This window comes from Planktothrix paucivesiculata PCC 9631 (assembly GCF_900009265.2).
Classification (GTDB): domain Bacteria; phylum Cyanobacteriota; class Cyanobacteriia; order Cyanobacteriales; family Microcoleaceae; genus Planktothrix; species Planktothrix paucivesiculata.
In genome coordinates, this window is record NZ_LR735020.1 from 37668 (window position 1) to 55521 (window position 17854).

The 17854-nt window shown below is 38.8% G+C and carries 17 protein-coding genes and 2 pseudogenes; 13 read left to right on the forward strand and 6 right to left on the reverse strand.

Annotated features, from left to right (window positions below):
• Positions 1-2 precede the first annotated feature (2 nt).
• Positions 3-1238, reverse strand: a complete 1236-nt coding sequence (locus PL9631_RS17205) for an ABC transporter substrate-binding protein (protein ID WP_231516765.1) — start codon at positions 1236-1238, stop codon at positions 3-5.
• A gap of 340 nt (positions 1239-1578) precedes the next feature.
• On the opposite strand from PL9631_RS17205, the gene PL9631_RS17210 reads away from it, so the two are divergent.
• From PL9631_RS17210 to PL9631_RS17230, 5 genes are all read left to right on the forward strand, one after another.
• Positions 1579-2010 carry a globin family protein gene (locus PL9631_RS17210; RefSeq protein ID WP_083622212.1) on the forward strand — a complete coding sequence of 144 codons (432 nt, stop codon included), beginning with the start codon at positions 1579-1581 and terminating at the stop codon, positions 2008-2010.
• A 39-nt stretch (positions 2011-2049) separates the two neighbouring features.
• Complete coding sequence (locus tag PL9631_RS17215; RefSeq protein WP_083622214.1) at positions 2050-2604, forward strand: HPP family protein; 555 nt, start codon at positions 2050-2052, stop codon at positions 2602-2604.
• A 40-nt stretch (positions 2605-2644) separates the two neighbouring features.
• A complete protein-coding gene (locus tag PL9631_RS17220; protein ID WP_231516766.1) occupies positions 2645-3250 on the forward strand; it encodes a MarR family winged helix-turn-helix transcriptional regulator in 606 nt (201 codons plus the stop codon).
• 9 nt (positions 3251-3259) lie between these two features.
• Positions 3260-3985: a response regulator transcription factor gene (locus PL9631_RS17225; RefSeq protein WP_083622218.1), complete on the forward strand. Its 726-nt coding sequence runs from the start codon at positions 3260-3262 to the stop codon at positions 3983-3985.
• Positions 3986-4226: 241 nt separating this feature from the next.
• Positions 4227-4481, forward strand: a complete 255-nt coding sequence (locus tag PL9631_RS17230) for a hypothetical protein (protein WP_083622220.1) — start codon at positions 4227-4229, stop codon at positions 4479-4481.
• 80 nt (positions 4482-4561) lie between these two features.
• Here the strand turns inward: PL9631_RS17230 and PL9631_RS17235 are convergent, their stop codons facing one another.
• On the reverse strand, positions 4562-5494 hold the full coding sequence (locus PL9631_RS17235; protein WP_083622222.1) for a glycosyltransferase family 2 protein: 933 nt from the start codon (positions 5492-5494) through the stop codon (positions 4562-4564).
• A gap of 174 nt (positions 5495-5668) precedes the next feature.
• Here PL9631_RS17235 and PL9631_RS17240 point away from each other — a divergent pair, with 174 nt between their 5' ends.
• Together PL9631_RS17240 and PL9631_RS17245 are read left to right on the forward strand one after the other, a co-directional pair.
• Entirely contained in the window at positions 5669-6871 is a 1203-nt protein-coding gene (locus PL9631_RS17240) for an argininosuccinate synthase (protein WP_083622224.1), read from the forward strand.
• 641 nt (positions 6872-7512) lie between these two features.
• Positions 7513-8317, forward strand: a pseudogene (locus PL9631_RS17245) (transposase).
• 365 nt (positions 8318-8682) lie between these two features.
• Here the strand turns inward: PL9631_RS17245 and PL9631_RS17250 are convergent.
• Positions 8683-9081 carry a transposase family protein gene (locus PL9631_RS17250; protein WP_083622226.1) on the reverse strand — a complete coding sequence of 133 codons (399 nt, stop codon included), beginning with the start codon at positions 9079-9081 and terminating at the stop codon, positions 8683-8685.
• A complete protein-coding gene (locus PL9631_RS26235; protein ID WP_083622228.1) occupies positions 9060-9431 on the reverse strand; it encodes a transposase family protein in 372 nt (123 codons plus the stop codon). Before PL9631_RS26235 ends, PL9631_RS17250 begins: the two co-directional genes overlap by 22 nt.
• A gap of 295 nt (positions 9432-9726) precedes the next feature.
• Between PL9631_RS26235 and PL9631_RS17260 the strand changes: the two genes are divergently transcribed.
• From PL9631_RS17260 to PL9631_RS17275, 4 genes are read left to right on the forward strand one after another with little or no spacing between them, the layout of a single operon-like run.
• Complete coding sequence (locus tag PL9631_RS17260) at positions 9727-10128, forward strand: tetratricopeptide repeat protein (RefSeq protein WP_083622230.1); 402 nt, start codon at positions 9727-9729, stop codon at positions 10126-10128.
• Between the two features lie 27 nt (positions 10129-10155).
• The gene (locus tag PL9631_RS17265) at positions 10156-12459 is read left to right on the forward strand and encodes a rhamnosyltransferase WsaF family glycosyltransferase (RefSeq protein ID WP_083622232.1); all 2304 of its coding nucleotides are present in this window, start codon (positions 10156-10158) and stop codon (positions 12457-12459) included.
• Positions 12453-13142: a sulfotransferase family 2 domain-containing protein gene (locus tag PL9631_RS17270; RefSeq protein WP_083622234.1), complete on the forward strand. Its 690-nt coding sequence runs from the start codon at positions 12453-12455 to the stop codon at positions 13140-13142. Before PL9631_RS17265 ends, PL9631_RS17270 begins: the two co-directional genes overlap by 7 nt.
• Positions 13143-13185: 43 nt before the next feature.
• Entirely contained in the window at positions 13186-14631 is a 1446-nt protein-coding gene (locus tag PL9631_RS17275) for a WcbI family polysaccharide biosynthesis putative acetyltransferase (RefSeq protein WP_083622236.1), read from the forward strand.
• Between the two features lie 242 nt (positions 14632-14873).
• On the opposite strand, the pseudogene PL9631_RS27545 reads toward PL9631_RS17275, so the two are convergent.
• Positions 14874-15403, reverse strand: a pseudogene (locus PL9631_RS27545) (transposase).
• 70 nt (positions 15404-15473) lie between these two features.
• On the opposite strand from PL9631_RS27545, the gene PL9631_RS17285 reads away from it, so the two are divergent.
• Together PL9631_RS17285 and PL9631_RS17290 are read left to right on the forward strand one after the other, a co-directional pair.
• Positions 15474-15638 (forward strand): hypothetical protein, encoded by a 165-nt coding sequence (locus tag PL9631_RS17285; RefSeq protein WP_156090606.1) that lies wholly within the window; start codon positions 15474-15476, stop codon positions 15636-15638.
• Between the two features lie 55 nt (positions 15639-15693).
• A complete protein-coding gene (locus PL9631_RS17290) occupies positions 15694-15870 on the forward strand; it encodes a type II toxin-antitoxin system HicB family antitoxin (RefSeq protein ID WP_156090607.1) in 177 nt (58 codons plus the stop codon).
• Here PL9631_RS17290 and bchD read toward each other — a convergent pair.
• Entirely contained in the window at positions 15867-17840 is a 1974-nt protein-coding gene (gene bchD, locus PL9631_RS17295; protein ID WP_083622237.1) for a magnesium chelatase ATPase subunit D, read from the reverse strand. The two genes, PL9631_RS17290 and bchD, sit on opposite strands and share 4 nt — an antisense overlap.
• Positions 17841-17854 lie beyond the last annotated feature (14 nt).

A 17854-nucleotide genomic window follows, 5' to 3' on the forward strand; every position in this document is an offset into this window, starting at 1 on the left:
ATTCATTCATTAATGTTTAACAACGTGCGAGTTTCTCCTGCGGCTGCTTTCATGGCGGCTTCTGGAGTTTTACTCCCGGTTAACGCCGCACTTAAATAGCGTTGGAGAATATCTGAGACTTGAGCATATTGGGGAATGGGTGGGCGCAAAACTGCATTTTCAGCCCCTTGTAATAGGGCGGGTAAATAGTTATATTGGGCAACTAAAATATCATCGGTAAATAGGGACTTTTGAGAGGGAACATAGCCCGTTTCTAAAAAATATTGTCGTTGGATATCGGGTTGATTAAAATATTCAATCACTTGCCAGGCTTCGCGTTGATGCTTAGAATTTTTAGAAATCCCAAATCCCCACCCTCCTAAACAAGCACCGCTTTGTTTTCCAGGTAAATGAACCATCGGTTGAATCCCATATTTTCCGCCAATAGGAGAGTTAGCAGCCAAAGCATAAACGTACGGCCAATTTCTTAAAAAAACTGTATTTCCACTTTCAAATAATCGGCGAGTTTCTTCTTCTGCATAGGTCGTAACGCCGGGGGGAGAAATACTTTGTTGAATGGTTTGTCGTAAAAACTTAACGGCTTCTATACTTTCGGGCGCATCTAATCCGATAGCTTGGGTTTCAGAATTCACCCAAAATCCTCCATATCCCTGTAAAATTTCCGTGAACATGGCGGCTAATCCTTCATATTGTTTTCCCTGCCAAACATAACCCCATTGGGCTAAATTTTGATTTTGAAGGGTTTGGGAGGTGGTGAGTAAATCTTGAAAGGTTTTAGGGGGTTTTAATCCGGCTTTTTCTAATAAATCTTTTCGATAATATAACATTCCAACATCAGTTCTAAAGGGCATTCGATACAATTTATCGTGATATTTTCCCCCCTGAACATCCCCTTGAATATAATTATCTAGGGTCTGAGGATCAACTTTTTTAGTTAAATCTTCTAACCACCCGGCGGCGGCAAATTTTTGTACCCACACCACATCCATATAAGCTAAATCATAGGGAGAATCCCCCAGTAAATAGGCAGAAGTATATAAATCTTCCACCAGATTACTATTATTTGGAGCTTTAACCACTTCTAAACGAATTTGTGGATGGGTTTGATGGAAACTATTAATAATGGGTTGCCATTGAGTTGATTCTAAGGCTTGAACTAAAACTTTAATAGTAACAGGTTGTTGTGTAAATACAGGTTTAACTATTAATAGACTGATGATTAAGCCTATTAATGCCATTAAAATCAATCGATAAAAGAGTGGAAGTTTGAACTCTGAAAAAAACATTTTTAATCTAAGTTATAATAATGGGTTTTTAGTCTGAACTTTATCCATGAAGAAACAATATTACAGCTTTAGTGCTGGTTTATTCTTAATTACTAAAAACCCAGTTTATTTAAAAAAGCTAAATTTCTAGTAATTTTACATCTATCTTAAGTTATAAATCTCTCTCGATTGTGGGGTTCTTCCAAATTAATAATTGGTTCTTAATAGGTAGGGGTTGACAGGTTGAGGAAACCATGATATTAGTTAGGAGTCCTAATAATTAGGATTCCTAACTAATGCTCTAGTGACTGATATGACATTAAATATTCAGGTTCTACAGACGAGTTTCCAACTGGTAGAGGATCGAGAGCAAGATTTTAAGCAGGCTTTCTACACCAATCTTTTAGGTGATTATCCAGAAGTCAAGCCCCTATTTGCCCATACAAAAATGGATGAGCAAGGAGATCATCTGTTTGGGTCATTGAAGTTTGTCGTTGAGAATCTTTGTAAGTCTGAACTTGTGGAACAAACTCTCAAACACTTGGGAACTCGTCACCTTAAATATGGTGTCCTCCCCCATCATTATCGCCTAGTGGGGAACTCCCTGCTCAAAACCCTAGCCGGATTAGCGGGCGATGCCTGGACTCCCGAGGTCAAAGAAGCATGGGTTGATGCTTATAGCGTGATTACAACTGTCATGTTAGAGGGTGCACATTATCCCTCAGAGGTTTTAAAAGTAGCCTAAAAAGAGGAATAGGATGGCGGTTTTTTGTGATGTTTTCAGATGAATAAAACTAAGTTTTTGAGAGGGATTAAACATCGACGGTTAATTGTTTATATTCGGAATTCCCGTCGTCGAGGTCGATCTTATCAGCCTCAGTTCTCCTATCCTCAAGTGTTGCTCTCTTGGCTGGGTAGTTTTGTTGGAATTAGCATCCTCGCCTATCTTTCTGCCCATAGTCATTATCCCCTAATTGCTGCTCCGATGGGAGCAACGGCGGTTCTGGTTTTTGGTGTTCCCGATAGTCCTCTAGCCCAACCGCGCAATGTCATCGGCGGCAATTTTTGGGGGGGATTAGTTTCCATTTTATGCGTGCAGATGTTTGGTACGGCTCCTTGGGTCATGGCCTTAGCTGTCGCCACCACCATTTTGCTGATGAAACTCACACGAACAATTCATCCGCCATCGGGGGCTGTTGCCCTGGTGGGTGTGATGAGTGGGGTATCTTGGCATTTTTTGTTCACTCCCGTGTTAGCGGGATCAGCTATTATTGTTCTTTGGACTTTTGTATTTAATAACACAGCACCCGGCCGCACTTACCCCAAACATTGGCTATGAAACTTAATTGATGGCTAACCCTATGAGTAAAGATGAGTCTATGAATTTTTCTGATTTTGATCAAGACTCAACCGCAGAACGGATTCTGATCGGGCTTTCTAAGGTCAGCCTTGCCCTAAAAAGTCAATCTTGGCAGGATGCCGGACAATATGGACTCTCGCCCACCCAAGCCCAAATTCTATCGTTGTTACAGGCAAAGGGGTCTGAAGGAATGCGTTTATCTGCGGTGGCAAAAGGTTTAGCTGTCACCCCCGCAACGGCCAGTGATGCGGTACGGGTTTTGTCCGAAAAAGGTTTGGTACAAAAAATCCGATCTCCCCAGGATGGACGGGCGATCGCCATCACCCTCACTCCGAAAGGCAAAAGCACCGCGGCAGAAACCTCTTGTTGGTCTGATCTATTCTTAGATGCGGTGGGACAACTCTCTGAACTAGAGCAGACGGTTTTTTTGCGAGGATTGATTAAAATGATTCTGAAGTTGCAAGAAGGGGGTCAAATTCCGATCTCAAAAATGTGTGTGACTTGTCGCTTTTTTCAGGCTAATCGTTATCCGAATAGCGATCGCCCCCATCATTGTGATTTTGTAGATGCTCCCTTTGGCGATCGCAATTTACATCTGGAATGTCCTGAACAAATTGCCATTTAATTCTAATTTATGGATATTTTAATTGTTGAGGATGAACCCGAAATTGCTCGTTTAATTCAGCATACTTTAGAAGCGGAAGGATTTTCTTGCCAGATTTCTAATAATGGTTTAGCCGCTTTACAAAAATTTCAAGAATTACAACCGGATTTAATTATTTTAGATTTAATGATTCCGGGGTTAGATGGGTTAGAAGTCTGTGCTAGAATTCGTCAGAAACCTGGGCAAAAAGACCCTTATATTTTAATGTTAACCGCTAAAGGTGAAGAACTAGATCGGATTATTGGTTTATCTACAGGGGCGGATGATTATTTTGTTAAACCTTTTAGTCCTAGGGAATTAGTTGCTAGAGTTAGAGCGTTATTAAGACGGAGTTTGCGCCAAGGAAGTCAACCGAATCAAGTCTATCAAACCGCGCATTTTTTAGTGGATTTAGACCAAAGAATAGCCAGCTATCAATTAGAGTCAGGGAACACAGAAACCCTGGATTTAACGACTTTAGAATTTAATTTATTATCAACTTTTCTGAGTTATCCGGGTCGGGTTTGGAGTCGTACCCAACTGATAGATAAACTTTGGGGAGATGACTTTTTTGGTGATGAAAGGGTTGTGGATACCCACGTCGCTAGACTGCGGAAAAAAATTGAACCTGACCCCTCCCATCCCACTTTTATTAAAACAGTGACGGGGGTGGGATATAAATTTGAAGATGCTGTTATAGGAGGGAATAGGGAATAGGTAATGGGTAATACTTCGACTTCGCTCAGTAACAGGGTAATGGGTAATGGGTAATGGGTAATGGGTAATGGGTAATGGGTAATGGGTAATGGGTAATGGGTAATGGGTAATACTTCGACTTCGCTCAGTAACAGGGTAATGGGTAATGGGTAATAAGACTTTATTGGCTGTTGCTATATTTTTAATTAAAATTGAGGGATTTAAGGTAAAATAGATTAACTGTATTGATAATTTTATCATAATGAGTAAATCAAAACCTCTGACAGACCTAGAATTAATTGACTGTGCGAAAGCTAATGCTAAACAAGGTGTTGAAAATGCGGCTCAACTAGCGGGTTATGGAGAGGATATAGACAAATTTATGGACGCACTGCAAACCGCTTGTCATCGCATTGGAGTTAATATTGATTCTTTATCGGATTTAGTTAAAGAGCAGCAGCAAATTAGACACATACCAGGTTTAGAAATTGCTCCAGATTCAGAATCGAGTTTATAAAGTGTTTTTATAAGTCAAGAGGGTTGGAAGACCCAACCCCTACGATAAAATGTTACAACCTCGGCGCGGATTTCTATAGTTTATGTCCCCCTATATTTTAACTCATTATAAGCTGAATAAACCGCTTTAACATTATACCAATTCAGAAATATTCGAGCAATTTCTAAGGCTAATTGTGATTTTCCTTGATTAATTAAATATTGTAAAAACCCTGCCATTGTCCGCTCGTTTAAACGTCCTCCTAACGATAATAAACCCCATAATATTTTGTGTAATATCGTCATTTGAATCATCATTTTAACTTCAAAAGAGGGATGCTTTTGATAAAATAAAACCCCCATTCTCCCCCGTTGAATTTCTCGATCTATTAATTTCGGTAATTGTTCCAAACTAAACGCTGGATGCCAATGATAACCTACGGCATCGGGACATTTAATTAATGTTAAACCTAATTTCTTTAACCTAACTCCTAATTCTAAATCTTCCCAGCCATATTGTTGAAATTGAGGATCAAATAATCCGGCTTCTATTAACCAATGACGAGCGATCGCTACATTTCCCGTGGCAAAATAAGCCGCCGAAAAATCAGTAATTTTATAAGGTTCAGAAGTGGGATCTTCAAAATTACAAGTATTAATTACCCGACCATAGGTAAAAACTTTATCTGAAGTTTGATATCCCTCAACTAAACTATCAGCATGGGATTGTAAAAACGTTTTTGTTACGACTAAATCACTGTCAATAAAAATAATAATCTCCCCGTTAGCTTTTTCTATCCCTAAATTTCTCGCCGCGGCAGGCCCTTGATGGGATTGACAAAATAGCCGAACATGGGGAAACTCTAACTGATTTTCCTCTAACCAATTTAAGGTTCCATCCGTTGAACCATCATCAACTAAAACCACCTCATAGTTAGTAATAATATGATCATATTGTTGCTGTTCCAACGCTTTTAAACACTTTTGTAAAATCGCTAAACGATTATAGGTAGGAATGACAATACTTAAAAACACAGTTTTTCTAGCCTGAAACTTAAATCACTATTATTATCAACTACTGACCCGAAAAAAATCCAGTCCCCCTGCCCTCAAAATGGCCCCCACTCAAATATATAGAATTCCTGACGTCTAAAGGGCATCAAAGGCGAGATAATGTAACATTTGGTTACTTCAGGAGAAAAATTAATCATGGGTCGCGCTGAAAAAGTTGTGCTTGCTTATTCTGGTGGGGTGGATACCTCCGTTTGTATCCCCTACTTGAAAAATGAGTTTGGTGTCAAAGAAGTCATTACCCTGGCCGTAGACCTGGGACAAGGGGATGAATTAGGGCCTGTTCAACAAAAAGCCTTGGACTCCGGCGCCGTCGAGTCCCTGGTGATTAATGTCCAGGATAGATTTGTCAGGGACTATGCGTTTCCGGCCATTCAAGCCAATGCTTTGTATGAAAACCGCTATCCCCTGGCCACGGCCTTAGCCCGTCCGTTAATTGCTAAAACCTTAGTGGAAGTCGCCGAAAAATACGGAGCCGATGCGATCGCCCACGGTTGTACCGGAAAAGGAAACGACCAAGTGCGGTTTGATGTTTCCATTGGCGCGCTCAACCCGAAATTGAAAATTCTGGCCCCCGCCCGGGAATGGGGGATGAGTCGGGAAGAAACCATTGCTTACGGGGAAAAATTCGGCATTGCTTCCCCGGTGAAAAAATCCTCTCCCTATAGTTTAGATAGAAATTTGTTAGGGATTGCGATTGAGGCTGGGCCTTTGGAAGATCCTTGGACGGAGCCCCTGGAAGAAGTCTATGCGATTACTAAACCGATTTCTGAGACTCCTAACGAACCTGAATATATTGAAATTGGGTTTGAAACTGGAGTTCCGGTGAGTTTGAATGGCGAGGCGATGGACGGTGTTCAGTTAATTGGCAAATTAAATGAAATTGCCGGAAATCATGGGGTCGGACGCCTAGACATGATTGAAAACCGTTTAGTCGGGATTAAATCCAGGGAAATTTATGAATCTCCGGCGATGATTGTGTTAATTCATGCCCACCGAGATTTAGAAAGTTTAACCTTAACCGCCGATGTGACTCGTTATAAACGGGGCATTGAAGAAACCTATAGTCAGTTGGTTTATAATGGCCTCTGGTATAGTCCGTTAAAAGCGGCTTTGGATGCCTTTATCCAACAAACTCAAGAACGGGTTGCGGGTGTTGTCCGAATCAAATTGTTTAAGGGAAATGCCACAATTGTTGGCCGGAAATCTGCCAATTCTCTCTATAGTTTAGACTTAGCAACCTATGGCTCCGAAGACGTTTTTGATCACAAAGCAGCGGAAGGGTTTATCTATGTTTGGGGTTTACCCACTCGTGTTTGGTCTGAGAAAATAAGAGACTAATAATCGGATTAGAAATCAAATTCATCCTGGGGGTGAGGCGTGCTTCGCCCCTAAACAGAAATATCGGTATTGTTTAAGATTAATAATATTGAGAAAATGTGGGTTTTGGTTAAAAAGTCGAATTCGTGATCAATTGAATCAGTTTAATTGTTTACGAGATGCGATGGAGGATGTCTTACGCCTTGCGTCCTGACTGCCGAACGCGGTTGCTATAGTACATAAACCTAAAAAAATTAAGTATAAAACAATACATAAGTTGGTCAGTACCTTAATTTCCAATCACCTTCCTAAAATGCTGAAATCCTACTTTAGTCATGGTTTTATCCTAGAAAATGACTCAATTTTAATACGGTTGTAATTTGAACGATTTTTATTAAAATTAATTCCCTGAAAAAATCCATATTTTTACTGAAAACAAACACGGCAAAAGCTGAAGGGGGGACGAAATCAGCTACAAGACAGACTCTATAAGCCTCATAGCTCTTATACCTTGTTGATAGTACTTACATTTATTGCGACAGGACTTACGCAGTGACGCTATATGTAGCGTACTAAGGAGTTAGCGATCGCTAACCCAAAAGAAATCTGGAAACGGAGAATAAGAAATGTTAAAATAGCATCAGAATTTATGCCCAAAAATTATGAGCATCAATTATCTATACTATTGCCAATATCTCCTGAGTAGCCAAATCAACTATACTCTAACTAACTTTGCTGCACATATTCAAGAGTTTAGCCATGATACAATTAATCGTTACTTGAATTCAGAAAACTTAACACCCGAAGTGATTTGGGAAAAAGTGCATTCAGAACTTCAGAGCCATCCGGAAGCTTGTTTGGTTTTTGATGATACGGTACTCGATAAAAGATTTTCCTCAAAAATTGAACTTGTCCGCCGTCAATATATATGCAGCGCAAAAGTTAATGGCTTTGATTGATAATTTAGGGAAAATTTATTATGTTCCGCTCAAAAAAAACCGGCTGGTTGATGATACAGGAGGTCAAAAAAAATATCAGCCTATTGAACAGTTAATGTGGTCTGAAATTGAAGAAAAACAGGGAAAGCTAATCAAAATAAATAAATTCCCCTCATATAAAAAGGTCAAACTATTTCGGGTGACTGTTTCTGCCAACAGAACGGAATATGTAGCTACAAATGATTTAAATCAGTCTTCAATAGATGAAGTCATCTCTCAATGTAAACTGCGATGGAAAATTGAGGAATTCCACCGAGAAATTAAACAATTAACCGGGATAGAATCTTGTCAATGCCGTAAAGCGAGTGTTCAAAAAAACCACATTGCTTGCGCTTTATTAGTTTGGGTTTTTCTGACTCGTATGGCTAAGAAAGTTTCTCAAACTGTCTATCAGTTAAAAGCTGGTTTATTAGCAGATTACCTGAGCCAAGAGCTTAAACATCCCTCTCTAAAACTTTCTTTTATTTAGTTTACTCATCAATTCAAACACAGATTAATTCTCTTTTTATAAGCGCGCTCGCGTAGCGTGCCAGAGGCCTATTGCCCTTCTGTCTCAACCAGATCCTTAATGCGCTATATATAGCGTCCTTGCGTAAGTCCTGTAAGTCAGTGGGAAACTTGTATTCAGATTTGTCGTCAACTGATTGAGCAGGAGCCAGAACAGGTAGAAGCCTATAGATTAGACATCTCCGAAAATCTCCAAATGCCCTCTATCGCTACTTTTTGAGTCTCTAGCACTCCTGTGCCGGGTTCTCCTAAAGTAACGGATTCATAGGCTTTTTCAGTTACATTAATAATAATTAATGAATTTTATTTCTGATATTCAATCATTTTTCAAAAGTATTCTGGGCAATTCTTAGATGATAATACAATCGCTCCTATTCGCCATCTTATTAGTCCACATACTGTCAAGATTACTGCTTCATAATTTTGGCTCTTTAACCGAAATCTTTCGGAAGCAACTCGATAAATTTTTATCAGTCTTATTAAATGTTCGACTACAATCCTTTGTTTGGCTTTTAACCGATTTTCTTCTCGATGTTCAAGGGATATTTCTTGATTCCTCGGTTTCTTATGTGGTGTATTAATTGCTGTTTCCCCTACATAAGCTTTATCCCCCCTGTATTTTTGATGATTCCCCAATTCCTCCCTTCTTTCTCTCCACAATTTCAGATCGCTTGTTGCTCCGGTATAACCCACAGCTACATCCACTATTTCTTTCCCGCTCGGCATGACAATGACTTGATTTTTAAACGTATGTGTTTTNTCGGTTTCTTATATGGTGTATTAATTGCTGTTTCCCCTACATAAGCTTTATCCCCCCTGTATTTTTGATGATTCCCCAATTCCTCCCTTCTTTCTCTCCACAATTTCAGATCGCTTGTTGCTCCGGTATAACCCACAGCTACATCCACTATTTCTTTCCCGCTCGGCATGACAATGACTTGATTTTTAAAGGTATGTGTTTTTTTCTTTCCTGAGTAATATTTTTTCTGCTCTTCATTGTCTGTTGGTCTTTGCATGGGCTGTTCATAGCTATCTACTATTAACTCAAATTCCAGCAGAATTTTTTCTACCCACATCTGATGCAGATAAATTAGAGTTAGTAAGATTTGTTCCTCCACAGACAATTTTTGGTGACGACCCCCGCCTGCTTTAATCAACCTGATCTTAGCTTTTTCCTGTTCCTGCCGTCTTTCTTGCTCTAATAACTCCGCGNTAGTTCTATCAACTGTTCATATTCCATCCCTAATAGCCTTTTTGTTTGCTGGGGATTCTTGTCCAGATAGCCTCTTAATTTAGTCATCTCTCCTTGGGGTAAAATCCAATTTTACCATCAAGTATCCCTCCCCATTTTTATTTCGGAGATGTCTATTGATGGCCCGGGCTTTATACCATCAAGGAGAAATTGCCCCCGCCTTGGCTGTTTATGAACAATTGCGAAAACTTCAGCCAGAAGATCCGGATATCTACGGGCTTTTAGGGGATATCTATGCAGAACAGGAGCAATGGGACGCTGCCATCGAGTATTACCAAACGGCAGTTCAGTTAAACCCGAAATTGACTTCGGTTCAAGAAGCATTGGGGGATATCTGGTCGCGTCAAGGGCAGTGTCAAAAGGCGATCGCTTGTTATCAGCAAGTGCTGGAGAGGTCGCCTGAGTTATGGGAAGTGCATCATAAATTAGGTGATGTCCTCTGGCAACAGGGGGAACTAGAAGCGGCGGTTGGAGCGTATCAACAGGCTGCGGAGTTATTTATCACAAGTGCCTTAATTTAATCTTTCGTATTGTCTCAAGTAGTAGTTATGGTTATTCAGCAACAACCCTCAAGTCTTTCTGATCTTCCCCAGGTGTCTTCTATGGTTAAAAGTCGTCGTCGCTCAGTTTCTCCGGCCGAACCTCCTTATCGGTTAGCCCAGGCTTTAGTTGAGCAGGAAAAATGGCAAGAAGCGATCGCAGCCTATCAGCAAGCGTTGATAATAACACCCACTTGGGTTGAGGTGCAACGGGAGTTAGGGGATTTGTTCCTGAAGTTGGAACGCTGGGATGAGGCTGTTGAGGTTTATAAAACAGCGATCGGCTTGCGGTCGGATGGGGCTGAGGTTTATCATAATTTAGGGGATGCCTTACTGAAGTTGCAGCGCTGGGAAGATGCGATCGCAGCCTATCAAAAAGCCATTGAATTGAATCCTGAGTTTTCCTGGTCTTATAATAATTTAGGGGATGGGTTGCGGGAGTTGAAACGCTGGGATCAGGCGGCGCAAGCCTATCGGAAAGCGATTGAGTTGAAACCAGATTTTGCTTTATCTCATCATAATTTAGGGGATGTTTTAGTTAAAAAAGAAGATTGGGAAGGAGCGATCTCGGCTTATCAAAAAGCGATTGAATTGGATCAAAATTTTGCTTGGTCTTATTATAACTTAGCGGAAGTATTAGTGAAGTCTGAGCGGTGGGAAGAATCGATTATAGCTTATAAAAAAGCCATTGAATATGGTGATTTTTCTGAAGCTCATAAAAAACTGAATAAAATTTCAAATAAAGTCAAGCAAGAAAAAACTGAAATATTAAACCCAAATTCAAAGAGTTCTATTACCTTAATGAAGGCTTTCTTTGATGAAGAATGGTATTTAGACACTTATCCTGAAGCTAAAAAACTGATTGATGAAAATTCAAAATTTACATCCTTTAGTTATTATATTAATTTTGGCATAAAAAAAAGACATTCTCCTCATAAAAATTTTGATGAAGAATGGTATATTAATTTTTACCAAGATATTAAGTTAGCCATTGAAAAAGGTTGCATTTTATGTGGCTTTGAGCATTATTTACTCAGTGGTCGTGTTGAAGGAAGATTACCCAAACCCGATTTACAGTCTACTTCAGAATTAAAATATCCATTGATCACTAAACCTGTCGCTATTGAAAATCTATGCTACCTAGAGCAAAAACTTAAAAAACATGATGTTATTGTAGAATCTGAACCTGAATCTAGAGTTAATATATTAGTACCTACTCTAGACATGGATATTGTCTATGGAGGCTATATTGCCCTCTTACACTTGATTCATCGGTTAATCGAAGAAAAATTCAAAGTTAGATTAATGATTTGTGACGATGAGGGATGTAATATAGATTTATTTAGACTGAGCTTATCTCGCAGTAAACCTTACCTATTTTCTACAATAAATCAATGTGAGATCATCAATATTACTTCCAAAAAAGATAAAGTATTGATTACCACCCGTGATCGATTTATTGCTTATGATGCTTGGACATCAATGATAGCGTCTCATCTTGCCTCTTTTACAAACTTGAAAAAATACTTTTTTTTAATTCAAGAGTATGAAGCTATTTTTCACCAAAATAATTCATTGAAAGCATTGGTAGATAGTGCCTATCGATTACCTCACATCGCAATTTTTAATACTCAAATTTTAGCGAATTTCTTTGAAAATGAAAATTTAGGTATCTTTTCTGGTTTATTAGAAAAAGACTACATCGTTTTTGAACACGCACTAGGTAAATTGTCTCCGCCTACTTTAGAAACTTTAGAATCCAAGAAAAGAAAATCATTATTATTTTATGCTAGACCAGAAGCTCATGCAGCCCGAAATTTATTTGAAATTGGAATTTTAGGGTTAAAAAAGGCAGTTGAAAATGGAGTGATTGACTCGACTTGGAACTTGGATGGCGTTGGAACTTTAGGCAAATCTTATCTATTAGAATTAGGGAAGAATCTGACCATTAAAATCTTTAGTAAGATTCCTCAAAACGAATATGAGAAAATTTTACAGACCTATGATGTGGGGCTGAGTCTAATGTATGCTCCCCATCCGAGTATACTTCCTTTTGAAATGGTGAAAGCAGGTCTTATTGTTGTTACCAATGTTTATGGAGATCGTAACTTTGATACTTTACGTCAAATCTCATCTAATATTGTTCCTTGCTTTGCTGATGTAGAAAGTGTCGCATCTGCTATTGAGCTTGCCGTCAATAAATCTAAAGATTTTAAATTCAGAATTCAAAACTCCAAGCTCAATTGGAGTTCAAATTGGAATGAAACTTTTGACAAAAAATTCTTTGAATTATTTAAGGGGTTTATATGGTAAGCTACATATCGATTCATATTCCTAAAACAGCAGGAACGACTCTGGGTTATCTTTTAGATTATGGTACCTCCCGCCGAATTTTGTGGGATTATTGCCCTGATTATAGTAATGCACTCTTAAAACCTCAAGAAAAAGAATATTTACTCAAACACAAGGAATTTATCGAAAAACAGTTTGATGTGATTCATGGTCATTTCTATTATTCTAAATACAGTTGGTTATTTCCTAATGCGAAATATATTACCTGTGTTCGTCATCCAGTCACAAGAGTAATTTCACATTTTCAGCATATAATGAACGAAAAAAATGAACAAGACTATTTATATCAAGCTATTAAAAGTAATCAAATAGATATCATTGATTTTGCTTCTATTTACGATATTGGTAATGCTCATACTGTTCATTTAAGAGGACAATCGATTCAAGATTATGATTTTATATTTATTAATGAAAGATTTGATGAGTCATTTTATCTATTTCAAAAAAAATTCAACTTTCAACGTCAGGATGAATATATGAATAAAAATATAATACCTTTTATTAATAAAAGTGAAAACAGAAATATAAAAAAACTAGAGTTTAGTAACGATATTATCCAAGAAATTTATAAAAGAACATTTGATGACAATGAAATTTATAAAGAATCCATTTTAATATTTGAAGAAATAATGAAAGATTTCTAGTTTTTTATAATTTGAACTTACAAAACATAAATATAAATTACCTATGAATATGAAAAAAAAGTGCTTTTTTTACGCTAACTGTCAACAGGGGATTTTGATAAAATATTTACAAGAATCTCAAGAGTTTATTAATAAATATGAGATTAAAATGATTGGTGGGTTAGTTCATGAATTTTTACAAGGAGAGAAAAAACTTGATGATAACTCTTTGAAAGAGGCAGATCTCTTTATTTATCAGCCTGTCCGAGAAGAACATGGTTTTTTGAGTTCTGAATCTGTAAAAAATAGGCTAAAGCCTGATTGCTTTTGTATTTCGTTTCCATCACTTTACTTTACAGGTTATCACCCTCAATACTATCCTAACCCTAAAATAAAAACCAATCATGTTTATCCTTTTGGAATGATATATCATGGAGATCGTAATATTGATAAATTTCTAGAACAAGGTTATAGCCAAGAAGAGTTAATAAAGCGTATTTGTGATGAAAATTTTTATCAAGAAGCAGAATTAATTGATCATGTTCATAGTACCTTAGAAGAACTTAGAAATCGAGAAAATGGCTTAACTATTAAAGTTGCCGATTTTATAGAATCAAAGTATCAATATGATTATCTATTTTATACTCACAATCATCCCTCTGACATTTTAGGGATTTATGTTGTCAATCAAATATTATCTGTTCTAAATATGCCTTCCATCAAGACAGAAATTATCAATGCCAAAAATGGTGTCCTAGATGAACAACAACTTCCCATTTATCCAAGCGTTATTAAACATTTAAAACTCAAATTTATTTCACCTAAAGATACTTACAAAAATAGTGTTTTTTGTACTAATACGATGACTTTCCAAGAATATGTAGAAGAATATATAAATTTTTATCAAAATATTGATAATCCTAGCAGTGCAATATATCAACATCATCTTTCAATAGCACTAGAAAATCAAAATGATTGGGAAGCTGCTCTTATTGCTCAATGTAGTGCAATTATTATTGATAATAATCGAGCTTATCTATTTGATAGATTGGCTAAAATATTCCTTAAAAAGCAACGATTAGAAAATGCTATTTTTGCTTATGAAAAAGCTATAAATATCAACAAAGAATGGACAAAATTTTATGAGATATTGGCTTACATTTATATCAACAAAGGAGATCAAGAAAAGCAAAACGAAAATTTGGATAAAGCAATAATTTTTTATAAAAAAGGCATTCAATATTATCAAAGTTGCCTAGATTATAAAAATAAAATTTTTGGAGCTTTAAAAATCGATAATATTATGGTTGATATTCATGTCAAAATAGCAGATTCTTTATTGATTAAACAGCAAATTGATGAAGCCAAAAGTTATTATCAAAAAGCAATAGATCTTAATCCTAATTGTGATAGAGCTTACATAGGGCTAGGTCATTTACTGGAAAATCAAGAATTATATAAAGATGCAGCACAGTGCTATCGACAAGCAATTAAAATTTCCTCGCTTTGATACAATTCCTGAAATTTGTTTTTAGTTGAACTTGTCATATTTTTTAATCTTCTTATAAATTGTCACCAATTATTTGCGATCGCACCCCTTGATTCCTTTATATTAACGTGAGTTCGATGGAGTTTGATCGCCACACCCTTCGGCTGACGCTCACGGCGAAGCCACAAGCTGTAAGTTATCAGGCGGGAAGTGAAATTAGCTTGTCAGTTTTAATGTTTATTTAATGCGCGGGAAATTTGAGTTTATTCAAAATGATAAACTGGTTGTTTAATGTCATACAATGATGGTTTTTCTGGTTGATAAGTATAAGCAATCATTCCGGCTACCAAATTCACCATAAAATTAGCTACACTTCGATGTCTTGTATGTTCAATTTGGCATAAGTTTTTCAGCTGATCGTTCACTGATTCTATTATACCTCTTTTTCTTAATTTCATTTTATCTGACCACAACATTAGTTTATTTTTCATGTTTTTCTTCAGCCTAGTTATCAGTTGCAAACCTTTTTCATGTAATTGCCTAAATAATTTTTCGGAAATATATCCCTTGTCTCCAAAAATTTTCCCCACAATTCCCTCTGTTAATTCTGGGACTACTTTTCGGTCATCAATATTGTCATTATTTCACTTAAAGTCAAGCGGGTTTTGGGTCGGCTTTGACCCACCACTTCTGGTAACAACATTTGTGCCAATAAGGGTTCAAATACTTGACAAAAGTCATCCAGGTCACAAAAAACTTTTGTTATGTCTAAGTGTGATGCTCTGTGATCCATAAAAGCCTCCTTAATTGTCTAATATTTGCTGGTTACATCTCTATTTTCTCACGCTTACTGATTAGATCATATGCCCAATAGTCATCTGTTTTGTCGCGATCGCCTGCCCAATAGTCATCTGTTTTGTCGCGATCGCCTGCTCAATAGTCGTCTGTTTTATCGCGATCGCTTGCCCAGTAGTCGTCTGTTTTATCGCGATCGCACTCCATCGAACTCACGTTATATTAATCTATAATAGAGAGAACATTCATCTATTTGACTAGATACAATCAGTATCTAAGGAGATATTCATGAAAGCAAAGTTAACGGCTATCATTGAAACAGCGAAGGAAGGAGGATACTGGGCTATTTGTCCAGAAATACCTGGAGCCAATGGTCAGGGGGAAACTATAGAGGAAGCCAAAGAAAGCTTGAAAATGGCTATTCAACTAATTTTTGAAGATCGTTTGGCGAGTGAATACTATTAAGAACCGATCGCATCTCTTAAAGCATTTTGGGTCATGGCGGCGATCGCTTGATCCGTAGCTTTAGGAAGGTGATAATATTTCCCCCCAGCCGTTTTTGCTAACTCCTTAGCAAACCCGGTAGAAATGAATTTACTCTCAGTATCAATCACTAACAATTGCATCTTTAACCCGCGAATTTTTGCAGCAATTTCTAATATTTCTTTCTTAATATCCGGCTTTTCTCCTTCAATTTGGGGTTCTCCCAAAGACCGAGATAAAGAAATATTTCCCCGTCCGTCGGTAATTGCCACAATCACCACCTGACCAATATCCCCCGACTGTTTAGCATTTACCCCGACTCTCACCGCCTGAGTTAACCCATGGGCTAAGGGTGATCCTCCCCCACAGGGTAAGCGTTCTAGGCGTTTTCGCGCCGCAGCAATCGAACGGGTGGGCGGTAACAACACCTCCGCCTGTTCCCCTCGGAAGGGAATCAACGCCACCTGATCCCGACTTTGGTAGGCTTCGGTTAATAGTTGTAACACCGCCCCTTTTGCCGACTGCATCCGGTTCAGAGCCATGGAACCCGACGCATCTACTACAAATACCACCAACGCCCCAGATTTCCGGGCTAACCGTTTCGCCCGAATATCCCCTTGTTCCACAATCACTTTCCGCCCCGGTTCCCGTAGCCGTCGAGCTTGTTGATAGGGTGCAGCCGCCCGTAACGTAGCATCAACGGCAATTCTCTGGACTTTCCCCCGGGGTAAAACGGGCTTAATGTACCGCCCCCTATCATCGGAAAAAATCACGCTACGGCTGCCGGATTTCCCTTGACGGTTCGCCATTTGGGTAAAATACAAGACGCTATCATCCAGGATTACGCCTTCTGGGTCGAAAATAAATTCTTCAGGGATGGTGGCTTCTTCTTCCGGCTGGTCTTCTTCGTCTTCCTCGTCCTCGTCTTCTTCCTGCTCCTGGTCTTCCGGGGACTGATCTTGAGGCGGTGGGGGTGGCGGGGGTTGTTGGGGCTGATCTTCGGGGGGTGGGACAATTTTAGCCCGGGGAACAATCACTAATTCCACCGCCCGACGTAAATCATCGGCGTTGACGGTGGTACGTCCTTCCAAGGCGGCTGAGGCTTTAGCCACTCGCACGGCAAACAATTCCGCCCGATGACCCATGACACCGCCACGCACGGCTTCTTGAACTAAATATAAAATTTGTTCCGGGGTAATCACCACATCTTTTAACCATTCTCGGGCTAAAATAATTTGGGTTTTTAGATCATCTAATTCTTGGTTATATTGAGTTAAAAAATCCTGGGGCGATCGCGCATAATCCATCACTTGATCTACGGCTTGCACCCGTTCATCTAAACTGAGAACACCATCGGCGGATAGGGCGATCGCAATTCTATCTAGTAAATGATCTCGTAATGACCCTTCTTCGGGGTTAAAGGTAGCGATAAATAAAGGTCTACAGGGATGTTCAAAACTAATGCCTTCCCGTTCAATTAAATTCCGGCCTTCTGTCAGAACTGTTAATAATAAATTGGCTATATTATCATCTAATAAATTAATTTCATCCACATATAAAACCCCTCGGTTTGCTGTGGCTAAAAGTCCTGGTTGAAATACGGTTTGACCCTGTTTAACCGACTGCTCTAAATCCACCGAACCCACTAATCGATCTTCGGTGATCCCTAACGGAATTTGGACAAAGGCGGTGGGGACAATTTCCGTCGGTTGCGTCTGATCAACGGGTTCAGCATTGGCGATCGCACCTTTGACCACTTCTATCGGAGGTAACAAAGCGTGTAATGCCCGCGCCATCACGGATTTAGCCGTTCCCCGTCTTCCGGCGATCACCACACCCCCCAAACCCGGGTCAACCGCCGCCAGTAACAGGGCGAGCTTAATGGCACCTTGTCCAATGACCGCAGTTAAGGGAAAGGAGGTAATCCTAGGGGCGCTAGTGGGCGCAGACATAGCTTTAGAAATGA

Coding starts and splice junctions, on each gene's coding strand:
- PL9631_RS17205 (WP_231516765.1), bottom strand. CDS start 1,238: ATGGCATTAATAGGCTTAATCATCAGTCTATTAATAGTTAAACCTGTA.
- PL9631_RS17210 (WP_083622212.1), top strand. CDS start 1,579: ATGACATTAAATATTCAGGTTCTACAGACGAGTTTCCAACTGGTAGAG.
- PL9631_RS17215 (WP_083622214.1), top strand. CDS start 2,050: ATGAATAAAACTAAGTTTTTGAGAGGGATTAAACATCGACGGTTAATT.
- PL9631_RS17220 (WP_231516766.1), top strand. CDS start 2,645: ATGAATTTTTCTGATTTTGATCAAGACTCAACCGCAGAACGGATTCTG.
- PL9631_RS17225 (WP_083622218.1), top strand. CDS start 3,260: ATGGATATTTTAATTGTTGAGGATGAACCCGAAATTGCTCGTTTAATT.
- PL9631_RS17230 (WP_083622220.1), top strand. CDS start 4,227: ATGAGTAAATCAAAACCTCTGACAGACCTAGAATTAATTGACTGTGCG.
- PL9631_RS17240 (WP_083622224.1), top strand. CDS start 5,669: ATGGGTCGCGCTGAAAAAGTTGTGCTTGCTTATTCTGGTGGGGTGGAT.
- PL9631_RS17250 (WP_083622226.1), bottom strand. CDS start 9,081: ATGCCGAGCGGGAAAGAAATAGTGGATGTAGCTGTGGGTTATACCGGA.
- PL9631_RS17260 (WP_083622230.1), top strand. CDS start 9,727: ATGGCCCGGGCTTTATACCATCAAGGAGAAATTGCCCCCGCCTTGGCT.
- PL9631_RS17265 (WP_083622232.1), top strand. CDS start 10,156: ATGGTTATTCAGCAACAACCCTCAAGTCTTTCTGATCTTCCCCAGGTG.
- PL9631_RS17270 (WP_083622234.1), top strand. CDS start 12,453: ATGGTAAGCTACATATCGATTCATATTCCTAAAACAGCAGGAACGACT.
- PL9631_RS17275 (WP_083622236.1), top strand. CDS start 13,186: ATGAATATGAAAAAAAAGTGCTTTTTTTACGCTAACTGTCAACAGGGG.
- PL9631_RS17285 (WP_156090606.1), top strand. CDS start 15,474: ATGCCCAATAGTCATCTGTTTTGTCGCGATCGCCTGCCCAATAGTCAT.
- PL9631_RS17290 (WP_156090607.1), top strand. CDS start 15,694: ATGAAAGCAAAGTTAACGGCTATCATTGAAACAGCGAAGGAAGGAGGA.
- bchD (WP_083622237.1), bottom strand. CDS start 17,840: ATGTCTGCGCCCACTAGCGCCCCTAGGATTACCTCCTTTCCCTTAACT.